This window comes from Rhodocytophaga aerolata (genome assembly GCF_030503435.1).
In the GTDB taxonomy this organism is placed as follows: Bacteria; Bacteroidota; Bacteroidia; order Cytophagales; family 172606-1; genus Rhodocytophaga; species Rhodocytophaga aerolata.
On the sequence record NZ_JAUKPO010000002.1, the window covers coordinates 203,836 to 217,840 of the forward strand.

Consider the following 14,005-nt stretch of genomic DNA (forward strand, 5'->3'; position numbering starts at 1 on the left):
TTTTCTGTTGCTAAGGTTAGAGGTTATTTAGTGCCTGCATATCTTCGGCAGAGAGCTGAATTTCGGCGGCTTTATAGTTTTCTTCTAGATGTTTCACTTTAGACGTACCAGGAATCAGCAGGATATTCGGTGAATGATGCAGCAGCCAGCTCAGGGCAATCTGATGGGCTGATGCATTATATTTCTGCCCAATCTGGGTAAGTTTATTTACGGCCTGCACATTGCCTGCATTCAGTGGATACCATGGAATAAAAGCAATATTTTTCTGCTGGCAATACTCTAGTTCAGCTTCCCACTTACGGTTATCTACACTATACATATTTTGCACCGACACTACTTTTATATAGTCTTGTGCCTGCTTAATTTGCTCTACACTTACCTCAGAGAGGCCAATATGTTTTACCAGGCCCTGTTCCTGAATTTTCTGCAAAAACTTAAAAGTCTGATCGAATGGCACATTCGGATCTACGCGGTGCAATTGATAAAGGTCAATTTTATCTAATTTCAGCCGTTTTAAGCTTCCTTCCAGGGCTTCCTGCAGGTGATCGGGGTGGGCATTTACCGGCCACTGGTTCGGACCTGTACGTAATAAGCCCCCTTTTGTAGCAATTACTACTCCTTTAGGATACGGGTACAAAGCCTCGGCAATTAACTCTTCTGAAATATACGGGCCATAACTATCGGCCGTGTCAATAAAGTTAACCCCCAGTTCTACAGCTTTTTTCAGTACCTGGATAGATTCGTCATGGTCTTTGGGAGGTCCCCAGATGCCTTCTCCGGTGATACGCATAGCTCCATAGCCCATGCGGTTTACTTCCAGGTCGCCGCCAATGGTAAATGTTTGGTTAAACGTGCTTGTGTTTGCCATTTTTTATAGTTGATTTAGGTGGATAAAAAGAGATGCCCCAGACTATTTCTAAGGGGCATACTATCTATTTATTCCATAAACTATTTGCGTACTAGATAGTTCATGTGTGATGATTTTTTTAGAACTACCAGGTTATATCCCCTAAGAAATCGATAAAACTAAAAACCACTCAGTTGTATAGTCTGAATGGTTGATTAACAAATAGCCGGGATGAAATAGCCTGTAAACCTGATGCAAAACAGAACACTATAGATTCTTTGCTTTTTCTAAAGCAAGCGCCTTTGGAAATAACAGGTTGTTTTCCAGATATTCATGCTGATAAATATCCTTTTCAAACGTCGATAGCCACTGGAACAGCAACTCATAGGAATGGCAAACCTGTGGAGGAAGTGTAAAATTTTGTGTTAACCGGCGAATTTCTACCAGTCCCTGTTCAATGCTATGATGCTCTGCTTCCAGTTCCTGCAATAAAATGGATAAGGAGGTAGTAGCACAACAATCGTCTTTGGCTTTATCTTTCGGTTTAGCCAGGATGGTGATGTAGGGAAACAACATCATTTCTTCCTTCCGCATCTGGGAGATCAGTTGCATGGATACCGAACGGAAGGTTTGATATACCTGCTCCAGCTGAGGATGAATTAAGCCATATTCCGTTACTACTTTCTCCAGCAAACCCATTATTCTGGGCAGTGCATCGGTTACATAAAAATGATGGTTCTGCAAAATATAATCTACCAGATAGGGCAACGGCCACTTCCCGGCTGATAGATATAGTAGAGTGTCTGCTTCTGTAACAGGGGGTAAAGTAGGATTTTGCAAAGCTGATTCTGATGATATATTCGTTGCCATTTTATGTCTGATTATACTAAGCCGTAAAAGTATAGGCTAAGTGTATGCTCAGAAATGACAAAAATCATCTTTTGCTATGATATTCACTCCTTGCGGTTAATAGCCTATTTAGGCAGAGTGCAGCATTTTGTCATTTCTACGGTCTATGAGGTAGATAACAGCTCCCAAACCAATAATTCCCATGCCGGCCAGGCTTTCAAAAGGCCTGTCGTACAGCATATAGAGAATCACCCACAGGCTGAACAGTACATAGATAAGCTGCAGATACGGTGAAAAAGGACTTTTAAAAGCTGTGGGTTTTTCCTTTACAAATAAGGAGGATAAAATAGTAAGCGTACCCATTAGCTGCAATACAAAGCCTGCATACAACAGCACCTGTTCAAATGAATTGGTAAGGGTAAGCAAAATGCTGATAGCTGAATTGAACCACAATGCCCTTACTGGCACACCAGTCCGGCTGAGGACAGCTAATGGACGCCATAATTTATAATCTTTTGCCATAGCATAGGTTATCCGTGGCCCAATCCATATATAGCCGCTAATGGTGGCAATGAGCTGAATGGATATAAACAAACTGACCCAGGGGATAGCGGCTCCAGAAAACAGATTCCCAAACGAAATAGTAGCTACTTCTACCTTGCCGGCTAACTGCTCATAAGAAGCATGTTTGAGAAAAACCACCTGCAACAACACATATAAGACGGTTACCAGTACGGTTCCACTAATCAGGGCTTTGGGCAGGCTTTTTACCGGCGATTCTATTTCTTCAATAATGTAAGCAGCTGAATTCCACCCGGTATACGCATAAGACACATAAATAAGCGATACTGCAAATCCGGGAAGCAATAATTCTCTTTTCCAGCTGGCATCAAAATTCAGGCTTGTGCTTACCTGTGGCGCATACGCAACGCCCAGTATGATCAGCGCCAGTACAAATAACACTTTAACTGCGGTAAACAGGTTATGAAACAATCCGCTGTGCCGGATACTTACGGAATGAAAAATGCTTACGATAACAATGGTGGAAATAGCCAGCACATTTCCGTACCTTGTCTCAATAAACGGACTCAGGTAGTACACCATAGCCATGGCAGCTATGGCAATAGGGGCTGAAAACCCAACCGTCAAGGAAGTCCAGGCATAAAGGTAGCCCAGGGAGGGGTGAAACGTATGCGAAAGAAAAACATAATCGCCACCTGAATTTTTGAAATGGGTACCCAGCTGGGCATAGACAAAAGCCCCAATTAATGCCAGAAATCCCCCGATCAGCCATAAAGCTATAATAGACCAAGTGTTTTGTACATCTACCAGCTGAAATCCCAGACTGGTAAATACACCCGTTCCGATCATATTGGCTACCACCAGACTGGCAGCCGTTTTCCAGCCTATTTTCGCTTTATGCAGCATTACCTGAGAAGAATCAGAGATTTGAGTTATAAAGGAATGAATCTAACTACTGTAAATACCTTTTATATTTTTATTTAGAAAACATGAATTTCAGCCAGTTCCAGAGTTAAATGAGTGTTCTTTCTTACAATTTTGAAAGTAGCTGTTAGATCACTCCATTTGCCATTCAAAGGCAAGTCATACCAAATCTGTCCAATAATTTCAGCTTCTTTCTCCTCATAGGGCAGTGGTTCCTCAAGATAATTAATTTCATGTTGTGGTCTTCTACCATCTTCAGTAGCTGTATCACTACAGGTGATTCTATAAACTTCTCCATTTGCATGAAGTACTGGTAAGCCATAGCCATAAATCACTGCTTGGATTAACTTAGGAGACCATTTATAGTATGTATTTTGTTCTGTATATTCATAGGCAGATTGATAATCTTCCTGTTCTAATAACTTTACCCATCCATCAACCGCCTTTAGTATTTCTATTGGAGCAGGATTCAAAGCTAGTATAATTGCCATTCAATTTATTGATTCAACTTTTATCCAATGGCCGGTTTTAACGCAAACGGGTGTTTTTTATAACATACTTAAATAGGCAACTCAACAAATCTACCAATCTTGCATAATATTAAATTTTCTTGTGGCACAGTATCACGATAGAACCAAAAATCAATACCGCTATTTGTTTTGATAGTAGCATCATTTGTAATTTGATAGTCTATAGCTGACTCATTTAATTTATTAGTCACTTCAATAAAGGCCATATTTCCCTTAACCCAACCATACATATAGCTTATTTTTCCGCTTGGTGCAGGAGAAATATTTGGTTGAATTATTATTCCATTCAATCTATTATCTTCTGTACTGATAAAATAGAATTCAACTTTATCATATTTTAAAACCGTGGGATACTTATCCTTTTTTCTGCTCTTACCTTTAAACGTAGTCTCTCCCAAGAGCGCAATGAGTTTTTCTCTTGTTATAGAAAAATCAATACCTTCCATTTTCCCACTCCTAATAAAATCGACAATGCTGATCACTTATACTCTTTCTATTAAAGAATTACAGACATATTTATTGACTCACACCACAAAGTCTAAATTTTCAGTTATCCGGCTGCCTTTACTTTGTAAAGTATCTATATATAATTTAATGCGTTGAGCTGCTACATCGGCATTCATATTATTAAGGTTAATGTTGAGCAGGTCAATAAACCAGGGTGGCTTGGTCTCATGTAGCACATAGGTATTTGCTATCTGGCGGGCAATGGGTAAGGTGGTTCGCTTGGAGTCGTCGTGTACATCTTTGTTACCGGCCTTAAGTAGCTTTTCATATTCTTCTTGCATCAGCCGAGTATACAGCTCTTGCGAAAATACGTCTCCGGCTTTTACACCTGTTTCCGGATCATCCTCTGTTAACCTGGCTTCTTTGTGCAGCCATTCCCATAGAATACTCAGGCGGATTTCACCGGTAGCCATGTCTTCCATCAGGTAGAGTATGTCGTCATTGCCAAAGAAATCGGCGGGTTTCAGCGCTGCTGCCTGCATGCCTTGCCCAAAGGCATTTCCATACTGCAAAGCCACACTCAGCAAGTTACGGGCACCGCGGATAGTTCCGGGAGCTTCCTCTAATTGAATCAAGCCATCGGCATCTTGCTGTGTATAGGTAAGGGGTGGAAACTTTCTGCCTAATCCATTTACTTCGCCTATTTTCTCCCACACCGGCCGTACAATATGCACCATTTTCCAGTGAGCCACCCATTTGCCACTGGCTCCTTCCCGCTGTTCCCGCTCGGCTCCGGCTACGGCTTTCTGCATGCTGGCCGAAACACCGGCTTGTGAACCTACCGGTATATTGGGTTCCATGCCTCCCTGCCACAAGGCAAAATGACCATGCTTATCAGGCGTATTTACGGCCCGGCGGACCCGGTCTTCATAGTTGCGCATGTAGCCATAGGTCATGGTAATGGCTTCTATGTTGGGATTAATAAAGGTTTTGTCCCAAGCCATGGCATCAGATACACTATTGATATAGTCCCAGCGGCCGGTGTTGTATCCTACAAAATGTTTCCCTAAAGCTGCCCGGATCTCCATTAACTGGTAGGTGGCTTCCAGTTGCTCGACCAGTACATATACTTTAATAGTACCTACTGAAAGACCCAAATGCATTTCCAAAGCAGAGAGCATATCGTTCCATAAGGCAGCTTCTCCGGCTGTCTGGATTTTGGGCAGGTATAGTACAATGGAGGAATTGGCTTGTTGTAGTTGCTGGTAATTGTTTACCACATACAAGATCATATCTACCAGAGAGGCAGCCATCGCCACGCCATTGGCATCGCGAATATGGCGGTCGTCCAGATGCAGGCCCCGGGCACGAAAGATTTTGGTAGTAAAGTTGAGTTGCTGCTGCCAGTCGCTGATGATATTCCGGCCAAAGAAATCCATGGACCAGCGGTTCATTTCACCGGCTACCTTTTCGGCTGCTTGCATAAATACCGGATCTTTGCCGATAGCCAGCTTCAGGTTCCGCTGATTATCTAGTGACATGGCATTGGTCTGCCCCAGGGCATCTTCTCCATCGAACATCCAGCCATCGGCACCAGAAAGTAACGCATAGGCCACATTGCGGATGCTGCTTTCCAGGGGAGCATTGGGTTTAGCAGCAGGTCCGGTGCCTTGTATCCATTGCCGCTGTAAATCTGGCGGAATAAGTGAACCTTCAAAATTACCGACTCTGGCATCTTTTACGGTAATACTGGTACGGGGAATAGTACTCTCCGGGTCTAAAAAAGTAATCCGCTTTTTATTTTGCTGCCGTTGTTTCCGCCTTTCCATACGGGCAGCCATCGCTTCTTTAATGTCTTTATTAAAATGAGCCAGGGCAGCAAGAGCCGAAAGGACTTCAGGCGTATATACATCACTATAGGTTTGTTGAAGGTTGTTGCGGATGATTAGATTATGGTTTGTCATTCAGTATTATGGGATTAAATACTTGTTATTACTCAATCATTGCATTATAAAAACCGTCATAGAGATGGGGCCGTGGGCTCCCAGGACGAGGGCTTGTTCAATATCAGCCGTTTTGGAGGGGCCGCCTATAAAAGCACCAAACCCGTATTGCCCTTCACCTATCAGCCCATAAGCCTCGTGCAGGGTGGGAACAATATCTTTTACTTCTACCACCACAGCCAGATGCTGGCATATATACGGGATAATCCGCTGCCCCATTACTTGCTCTGTCAGCCATACAGCGCCATTTTCGGCCACCGCCAGATGAGCTTTAATTACGGCCAACTCCACATCCTGAAACGTATGCGGATCAACAGTTGGGGAAAGCAGTTCTATCGGATCTGCTAGTTCCGGCAAAGTAGTAATGATACGTTTGCTGGTATCAAAATTCTCCTGAATCAGCTGTTTTATGTCATCTGCGGAAGCACCCTTAAACACACTGCCTCCAATACTAATAAAGGTTTCCATGTACTTTTCCACAATCCCTTCTGTAGCACCTTTAAATGCACTCATATCAGGTAAAGGACTTTTAGAGGGCTGATTTTCCAGGACGGCTGCCAGTATTTTTTCTCTGCTGCTCATGTATAGAACAAGATTTTCTTCTTTCAACAGAATTTTCTGCTATACCAAATGACATAAAAAAATAGAACATATACAATATATAGTAGTACAATAGTTTGCTGCTTACTGGCTAGCTACTACTAAGCATTTCCCTTCGCCTGCTGGCAGGTAGATTTAAGCAAATAATACTTAGATAAAAAGCCTGTTCTCAAAACACCTATAGCTTTTACAGTGAACTAGAAACCTGTTAAGTTTTCAAAACCTAACAGGGTTTAGCGTAAAGCTCAAGTAATTATTTGCTAAAAAACTATAATTGAAAGACCTGTATAACTTATTACTTTTCAACATTTACTTTTTACACTTCAAACAGGCTATTTAGCATTTGAAAACTGCTTCCATTTTATAGGCCAGACGAATGCTATATTTTTGTAAGGCATTCTTAGATAAACTATAGCCACTCCAATCAATCCTATTTTCTCTTATGAATACTCTTAGTACTGATCTTCTGATTCTGGCAATAACCATTGTTTGCTGCTTTCTTTACAACTTTGTTTTGTACCGGCATCCGGAATATGCTTCTAAAAAGGGCTTTACGTATTTTCTGGTATTTCTGGCAATGTACCCCCTGCTGAACATGATGGCTCACCTGATTGCCATCACTACGTTTGCCGTTATCCGCATACAGGCAGGCGTGTTCCAGTACGATATGAAATTCTATACACTTATTCAGTTTGGGGTGCTGTTAGTCCTGATCAATGGCTATTTACTGCATGCCATTCAACAGCTGAGCCGCGGAAACAAAACAGTTTACCGGTCTGTTGTGCTAGCCTGTGTGTTGCAAAGTGCCATTATTCTGCCTCTGTTTCCGTTTAATCCGATTAGTCTGCTACCAGTGATCACCTCAGGATTATTACTCCTGACGCTGACTTTTACATTGAAAGGTAGGAGAGTTACTCCAGGCAATTCGGTGTTAATGGAAGCAAATAAGCCGGCTACGTATGCTTAAATTGGGAATCCGTTAGATAGTCTACCTGGTATTTCGTGAATAAATGGTAATTTACATAAGCAATAGTGTTACGTACGCACCCCTGGTATATACATGGAGAAACTGAATGATAGCAGACTTTGGGCCTGGGGCATGCTCATCCAGAATATTATTTTCTTCTTGTTTTTCTATCTGCAACGCATTCTGGTGGATCAGCAGCCGGCAATGTTAGTGATAGGCTGGCAACTGCTTTTTACCTGGGTGATGTGGATGGCTACCCGGCTGGCCATACGGTTCAGCAGGTCCCTATATCCTGGACTGAAGCGGATACGGGCACGTTTGCTATGCCTGGGGGCTGCACTCGTATTATCGGCTATAGTAATTGGCTCCTGGCATGTGTGGGTGGAAATATGGATAAAATTCTGGCAGCCGGAAGAAATAACTCTTTTCAGTTATCTCTACAGCATTGGCATGACCTTGTTTTTTTGCCAGTTAATTGCCGGGATCTATGAAGCGCTGTACTATCTGGAGCATTGGAAAAAATCAGTAAGTGAACGGGAAGCACTGGAAAAAAAGAACTTACAAAGCCAGCTGGAGTCGCTCAAAAACCAGGTGAGTCCGCATTTTTTGTTTAATAGCCTTAATTCTCTTTCGGGCTTAGTGGAAGAAGACCCCAAACGGGCCGTACGCTTTATCGAAGAACTGTCTACCATCTACCGCTATCTTCTACAAAGCAATGAGAAACAACTAACCTCCTTAAGAAAGGAGCTGGAGTTTATAGAGGCTTACTTTTATCTGCTACAAACGCGGTTTGAAGAAGGGCTTTCGCTGGAGACAGACACAGCCCCTGGCCTGAACGATTATTTGTTGCCTCCGCTCACCTTACAGATATTGATAGAAAATGCCGTAAAGCACAACATGATTTCGGAAGCTATGCCCCTACATATCCGGATTTACACAGACGAAGCAGGCAACCTGATTGTATCGAACAACCTGCAGAAGCGGAAGCATTCTGTTCCCTCTAATAAAATGGGATTAGTGAATATTTCGGCTAAGTACCAGCTGTTAAATCAGCCAGATATTATCATCAATAAAACCAGCACACATTTTCAGGTAATTGTACCGCTCATTAGTCATAAACAGGATGAACTTAGTTATAGTAGAAGATGAATCGATAGCCGCCCGCCGGATTAGTAAAATGGTGCAGGAACTAGCTCCCGGCACACAGGTGCAGGCTGTGCTTACGAGTGTGGCTGACTCCGTACACTGGCTGCGGCAAAACCCGCCTCCGGATCTGATGCTACTGGATATAGAACTGGTAGACGGACAAAGTTTTGAAATTTTTGAACAAGTAGAGGTGCTGTGCCCGGTAATTTTTACCACGGCGTATGATGAATATGCGATCCGGGCATTCAAAGTCAACAGTATTGATTATCTGCTCAAGCCTATCCAAGAAAAAGAACTACAGCAAAGCCTGCAAAAGTTGCAGAGTCTTAAGAAAGTATATGGCGATAATAATCCGTCTTCTGTCAATATGGACATTCTGTTACAGGAGTTGCGGACTCAGCGGAAGGCCCCCATTCAGGAAAGCCGCGACAGAATTTTAGTGAAACAAGGGCAGCGAATGTTCCCGGTTGCCACTACAGAGGTGGCCTGTTTTTTCACCAAGGACAAGCTAAATTATGTGCGTACTAAAAGCGACAAGCAGTATTTAATTGATTACACCCTGGATGAATTAGAAAAATCGCTGAACCCCAAAAACTTCTTCCGGGCAAACCGGCAATACATTATTGAATTTCATGCGGTAACCCGGGTGCATCACTATTTCCAGAGCAAATTAAAAGTAGAGATTACGCCAAAACCGGATGAAGATATTATTATCAGCCGGGAGAAAGCCGCAGAACTCCGGCTGTGGCTGGGAGAGTAAAGCAGAGGCTATCGGTGATACAAATAATATATGTGTAAAAACCTGATAACAGCCTTCGCATAAGCCACCTTATATAATCTTTGGCATAGGGAGCAGGTTGTGCGGATTGTATAAAGAGGCGTTGCAAAGGCGAGGCCCGCCCGGCCTTGAGGGCAAAAGCTTTCTATTCCGTATGTAGTCAATGATTAAAATACAATGTGAATTATATAATAGATACACGTATTTCTCTCCTGCTTAAACAGAGAAATAGCAGTTACTCCCCATCCCTATACCTATTGTTATAGAATAGAATGCCTATGTTGCCGGGAGATTACCCTATCCTTCCTTTTTGCCGTTCTTTTTGTTTTTAACAAACCATTCTGAAAACGACTCTTTCGGGCTATCAGGCATATCCCGTTGTTTGTACCAGGGATTCAGTTTGTTATTAATAGCTAGTGGTATATTAGCTAACACCCACCGCCCGGCTTTGCCTGCCGTAATGTAAGACCCCGGAGAAGATAGTGTCCAGGCGATTGCCTTCATCCCCAGGGCTTTGGTGTTAGCGGCATAGCCTTCTTTTACTACTACCTGCCGCCACTTATATAATTGCTCATGAATATTGATTTTTACCGGGCAAACATTGGAACAGGAACCACACAGTGTAGAAGCAAAGGGAAGGTCGGCATGCCGTTTCATATCCAGGTTAGGAGCCAGTATAGCACCTATGGGGCCTGCAATGGTATTATGGTAGCTATGTCCGCCACTTTTCCGGTAAACCGGGCAGGTATTCATGCACGCACCACATTTAATGCATTTCAAAGAATTCCGGAAATCTTCGCGGCCCAGCTGCCGGGTCCGTCCGCAATCCACCAGAACAATATGCATCTCCTGACCCGGACGCGGCTTCTTAAAATGACTGGAATAAATAGTAATGGGTTGGCCGGTGGCACTTCTGGCGAGTAAGCGTAAAAATACGCCCAGGTGCTTCTTTTGTGGAATAATCTTTTCCAGGCCCATAGAAGCAATATGTACCTCCGACAAATGGGCACCCATATCGGCATTGCCTTCGTTGGTACATACCACAAATTCGCCTGTTTCGGCCACGGCAAAGTTAACGCCTGTTAAGGCTCCACGCCTGGTCATAAATACATTCCGCAAATGTTTCCGGGCAATCCGGGTAAGGGTAGTAGGGTCTGATTCTCCTTTTTGTGAGCCTAAGTGTTCATGAAATAATTCGCCAATTTCTTCTTTCCGTTTATGGATACAAGGCAATACAATGTGACTTGGCGGCTCTTTGGCCAGTTGCTGAATGTATTCACCCAGGTCAGAGTTGATTACATCTATGCCCCGTTCCTGCAAGTATTCATTCAGATGACATTCCTCCGTTAGCATGGATTTACTCTTCACCAACTGGTTTATTTCTTTGGCTTTCAAGATAGAATACACAATAGCATTGTGTTCTTCGGCATCGGCTGCCCAGTGTACGGTTATTCCATTCTTTTTGGCATTGGCTTCAAACTGCAACAGGTATTCGTGCAAATTTGAAATTACATTGCTTTTGATACCAGAGGCAACTTCCCGTAGACTTTCCCATTCTGGAATCTGTTTAGCTACCTTATCCCGTTTCTGCCTGATCCACCACAAGGAGCCATCATGCCAGTTTACCCGTTCTTCGTCTTTAATAAATATCTCTGATAAGGCCGCATGGTCTTTTGTTGCAGGTTGCATCATATACGTGAGTTTAATATTTCGGCAATGTGTACCACTTTTACGTTGCTTTTATTCCGGTGAAGAATACCTTCCATATGCATGAGACAGGAAAGGTCGGAGGAGGTAATATATTCCGCGCCATTTTTCAGATGATCGGTTACCCGGTCTTTGCCCATTTTTACAGATACGGCTTCTTCGGCAATACAGAAGGTGCCGCCAAACCCACAGCATTCATCGCCCCTGTCGAGTGTTACCAGTTCCAGGTCTTGCACTAAGTTGAGTAATTGATGAGGTTTTGAGAAGGGTGCGGCATTTAATTCACTCATTTGTGCCAGATACAATCCCCGTAACCCGTGGCAGCTATGATGTACCCCTACTTTATGCGGAAACCGGGCATTCAGCTTTTCAACTTTTAAGACATCAGTTAAAAACTCTACCAGTTCATAGATTTTATTTCGTATGCCAGTAGCTGTTTCTTCCTGTTCAGGCGAGTGTAAATGATCTTTTATATGCAATACACAACTGGCCGAAGGAGCCACGATATAATCGAACTGGGCAAAATTCTGGATAAACAGGTCATTGCATTTTTGCGTCAGGTGTTCAAAACCAGAGTTAGCCATGGGTTGCCCGCAGCAGGTTTGTTTGAGCGGATATACTACATCTACATTCAGTTGTTGAAGCAATTCTAACGTAGCTATTGCCGCAGAAGGGTATAACTGATTTACATAACAGGGTACAAAAAGTCCGACGGTCATAGGGTACAGCTATTGTATGTCCAATAAGCAATTTTCAAAGCAGGATAAAGTACTAACTAATCTTCAAAAATGAAAAGATTTTGTAGTTATTTTAATATAAGCAAAAGCTACTATGTATCATGGAGCCTTAATTTATTAATTAAGAGGCAATTGCACTGTATATTTGCACAACAGATTAGTAGAAAAAACAGAAAGCCCGTTTAACAGATGTAGTCTGAGTATTACAGCCGGTTTACTAAGATTAATATTTTAGCGACACTACAAAAACTACGACAATTATACTACCATACTTTCTTAGAATAGCACTAAACAATACAAAACCTGCGACGAAACTTTCGTATATTTAGAGGTTATATGGTATTTTAAGGGACAACCGTGAACCTAATAGGAAAATATTTTGGCAGACACGTTTTTTGGTTAGACTATGACAAGTTTGGCAACCAACTTCCTGATAAGGATTGGATTTGCCTTGCTATTGCCAACAATGAACCTGACATTGATAATTTTGACACATTTGTTCGAACTTCTATTTCAAAAAATATTTTAGAGTTTAAAGGACACGGGCATTTCGGAGAAAAACTTCATGACCTTTTTGACGAAACTATGGTCATTATGGAAACAATGGAAAATCATAACGAGATTGGCCTAATGACCACTTGGCATAATGACGATACATTAGCAGACACTTTTTGGCAATGCTTTTTTGCAACTTGCTTACCCGAGACAGCAGATCTTGAGAACCTAAAAATCGTATGCACAGACTTAGACGGTATTAACAGATTCGACGAACTTAAAAGTTATATTGAAGAATTTGAATTGGGTTGGTTGCCTTCTGACAATGTAAAACACGAAATTTGGGAAGACCATAAGGGTTTGACTACACTTTGTTTAGCAGATGAACGTGGTAACGATTGTAGAAAACTATTAGAGTCCGGCAGTAAATTAATTCATACTTTTTATGCGAGTAGTCATTATGACGCTATGACTATTTACTATAAGTTTATGGGTTGGGGAACATATACGACAGAATTTGAAATGGACAAAGAACCGTATGAAAAGAAAAATGCGCCATAAAAAAGTCTTGCCAAAAGCAGGGTAGACGTAACGCATTTCAGCAAAAGGGATACTATTTAACTTTTGTAGGTTTTCCAGGCTTACGTATTCCAAATTCCCCGCATTCAGCAACACCTTCTCCATTATCGCCATTTTATTCTAAACACTACCTATTGACAAAATACTTAAATAAGACACTATGGAAATTAAAGTAGAAGTACCGTTTCAACAACTATTGTCAATGGTAAAGGCCCTGACACCGGCACAGAAAGCCAGATTGCGTAAGGAACTTGATGAAGAAAAGCCAGCTTCTGACAACAAAGAAGATGACTTCATTCACTTTTTGCTCAATGGCCCGGTATATAGCGACAAAGACATAGCCATTATTGAAGAAAACAGAAAAAGTATTGCAGCATGGCGGACAAAAAGTTAATGATTGATACAAGCATTCTTATTGACTATTTCCGCAAGACAGACAAGGCAAATTCAAGGCTCGTTGCACATTTCAGGCAATACAACCGGCTTTATATTTCAAGTATTACCGAATTTGAAGTATATAATGGGGCCACCCAATTACACAAGCAGTTTTGGGAAGGAATGCTGCTAAGGCTGACTGTTTTGGACTTTGACGGGAAGGCAGCCAGACAAGCAGCAGAAATTGTCGGGCAACTCAGGACCAAGCGAAAAACCATAGACAAGCCTGACCTATTTATCGCTGCTACAGCAATTGTACATGGCTTAGCCTTTGACACCCTGAACCTCAAACATTTTGTGCACATTGACAATTTAGCCTTGCTTACGACAAGAAATGACGGCTGACCAATAACCTTCAAATCCCGTTTATCTTTGGTAGAGCAGTATAGAGTAAATTCATGAGCTCTAGTTACGCCATTGAATAAAGCCCCAGAACGTT

General features: G+C 42.2%; 15 protein-coding genes. 6 read left to right on the top strand and 9 right to left on the bottom strand.

Features of this window, described 5'->3' with window-relative positions:
• Nucleotides 1-16 precede the first annotated feature (16 nt).
• The 7 genes from Q0590_RS05295 to Q0590_RS05325 form a co-directional block, all read right to left on the bottom strand.
• The gene (locus Q0590_RS05295; RefSeq protein WP_302036453.1) at nt 17-868 is read right to left on the bottom strand and encodes an aldo/keto reductase; all 852 of its coding nucleotides are present in this window, start codon (nt 866-868) and stop codon (nt 17-19) included.
• Nucleotides 869-1,114: 246 nt separating this feature from the next.
• Entirely contained in the window at nt 1,115-1,717 is a 603-nt protein-coding gene (locus Q0590_RS05300) for a hemerythrin domain-containing protein (RefSeq protein ID WP_302036454.1), read from the bottom strand.
• Nucleotides 1,718-1,825: 108 nt separating this feature from the next.
• Nucleotides 1,826-3,124: an APC family permease gene (locus Q0590_RS05305; RefSeq protein ID WP_302036455.1), complete on the bottom strand. Its 1,299-nt coding sequence runs from the start codon at nt 3,122-3,124 to the stop codon at nt 1,826-1,828.
• 74 nt (nt 3,125-3,198) lie between these two features.
• On the bottom strand, nt 3,199-3,633 hold the full coding sequence (locus tag Q0590_RS05310) for a hypothetical protein (protein ID WP_302036456.1): 435 nt from the start codon (nt 3,631-3,633) through the stop codon (nt 3,199-3,201).
• A 68-nt stretch (nt 3,634-3,701) separates the two neighbouring features.
• On the bottom strand, nt 3,702-4,118 hold the full coding sequence (locus Q0590_RS05315) for a hypothetical protein (protein WP_302036457.1): 417 nt from the start codon (nt 4,116-4,118) through the stop codon (nt 3,702-3,704).
• A 78-nt stretch (nt 4,119-4,196) separates the two neighbouring features.
• Complete coding sequence (locus Q0590_RS05320) at nt 4,197-6,083, bottom strand: aldolase/citrate lyase/malate synthase family protein (protein ID WP_302036458.1); 1,887 nt, start codon at nt 6,081-6,083, stop codon at nt 4,197-4,199.
• 36 nt (nt 6,084-6,119) lie between these two features.
• The gene (locus tag Q0590_RS05325; RefSeq protein ID WP_302036459.1) at nt 6,120-6,704 is read right to left on the bottom strand and encodes a LutC/YkgG family protein; all 585 of its coding nucleotides are present in this window, start codon (nt 6,702-6,704) and stop codon (nt 6,120-6,122) included.
• A 460-nt stretch (nt 6,705-7,164) separates the two neighbouring features.
• Between Q0590_RS05325 and Q0590_RS05330 the strand changes: the two genes are divergently transcribed.
• The 3 genes from Q0590_RS05330 (at nt 7,165) to Q0590_RS05340 (ending at nt 9,595) form a co-directional block, all read left to right on the top strand.
• Complete coding sequence (locus tag Q0590_RS05330) at nt 7,165-7,689, top strand: hypothetical protein (RefSeq protein WP_302036460.1); 525 nt, start codon at nt 7,165-7,167, stop codon at nt 7,687-7,689.
• Nucleotides 7,690-7,782: 93 nt separating this feature from the next.
• A complete protein-coding gene (locus Q0590_RS05335) occupies nt 7,783-8,838 on the top strand; it encodes a sensor histidine kinase (RefSeq protein ID WP_302036461.1) in 1,056 nt (351 codons plus the stop codon).
• A complete protein-coding gene (locus Q0590_RS05340; protein ID WP_302036462.1) occupies nt 8,813-9,595 on the top strand; it encodes a LytR/AlgR family response regulator transcription factor in 783 nt (260 codons plus the stop codon). The genes Q0590_RS05335 and Q0590_RS05340 overlap by 26 nt, the downstream gene beginning before the upstream one ends.
• A 315-nt stretch (nt 9,596-9,910) precedes the next feature.
• Here the strand turns inward: Q0590_RS05340 and Q0590_RS05345 are convergent, their stop codons facing one another.
• Together Q0590_RS05345 and Q0590_RS05350 are read right to left on the bottom strand one after the other, a co-directional pair.
• The gene (locus tag Q0590_RS05345) at nt 9,911-11,302 is read right to left on the bottom strand and encodes a lactate utilization protein B (protein WP_302036778.1); all 1,392 of its coding nucleotides are present in this window, start codon (nt 11,300-11,302) and stop codon (nt 9,911-9,913) included.
• On the bottom strand, nt 11,302-12,039 hold the full coding sequence (locus tag Q0590_RS05350; RefSeq protein ID WP_302036463.1) for a (Fe-S)-binding protein: 738 nt from the start codon (nt 12,037-12,039) through the stop codon (nt 11,302-11,304). Before Q0590_RS05350 ends, Q0590_RS05345 begins: the two co-directional genes overlap by 1 nt.
• A 375-nt stretch (nt 12,040-12,414) precedes the next feature.
• Between Q0590_RS05350 and Q0590_RS05355 the strand changes: the two genes are divergently transcribed.
• The 3 genes from Q0590_RS05355 (at nt 12,415) to Q0590_RS05365 (ending at nt 13,911) form a co-directional block, all read left to right on the top strand.
• Complete coding sequence (locus Q0590_RS05355) at nt 12,415-13,113, top strand: DUF7684 family protein (protein ID WP_302036464.1); 699 nt, start codon at nt 12,415-12,417, stop codon at nt 13,111-13,113.
• 178 nt (nt 13,114-13,291) lie between these two features.
• On the top strand, nt 13,292-13,525 hold the full coding sequence (locus Q0590_RS05360; RefSeq protein ID WP_302036465.1) for a hypothetical protein: 234 nt from the start codon (nt 13,292-13,294) through the stop codon (nt 13,523-13,525).
• Nucleotides 13,507-13,911 (top strand): type II toxin-antitoxin system VapC family toxin, encoded by a 405-nt coding sequence (locus Q0590_RS05365; RefSeq protein ID WP_302036466.1) that lies wholly within the window; start codon nt 13,507-13,509, stop codon nt 13,909-13,911. Before Q0590_RS05360 ends, Q0590_RS05365 begins: the two co-directional genes overlap by 19 nt.
• Nucleotides 13,912-14,005 lie beyond the last annotated feature (94 nt).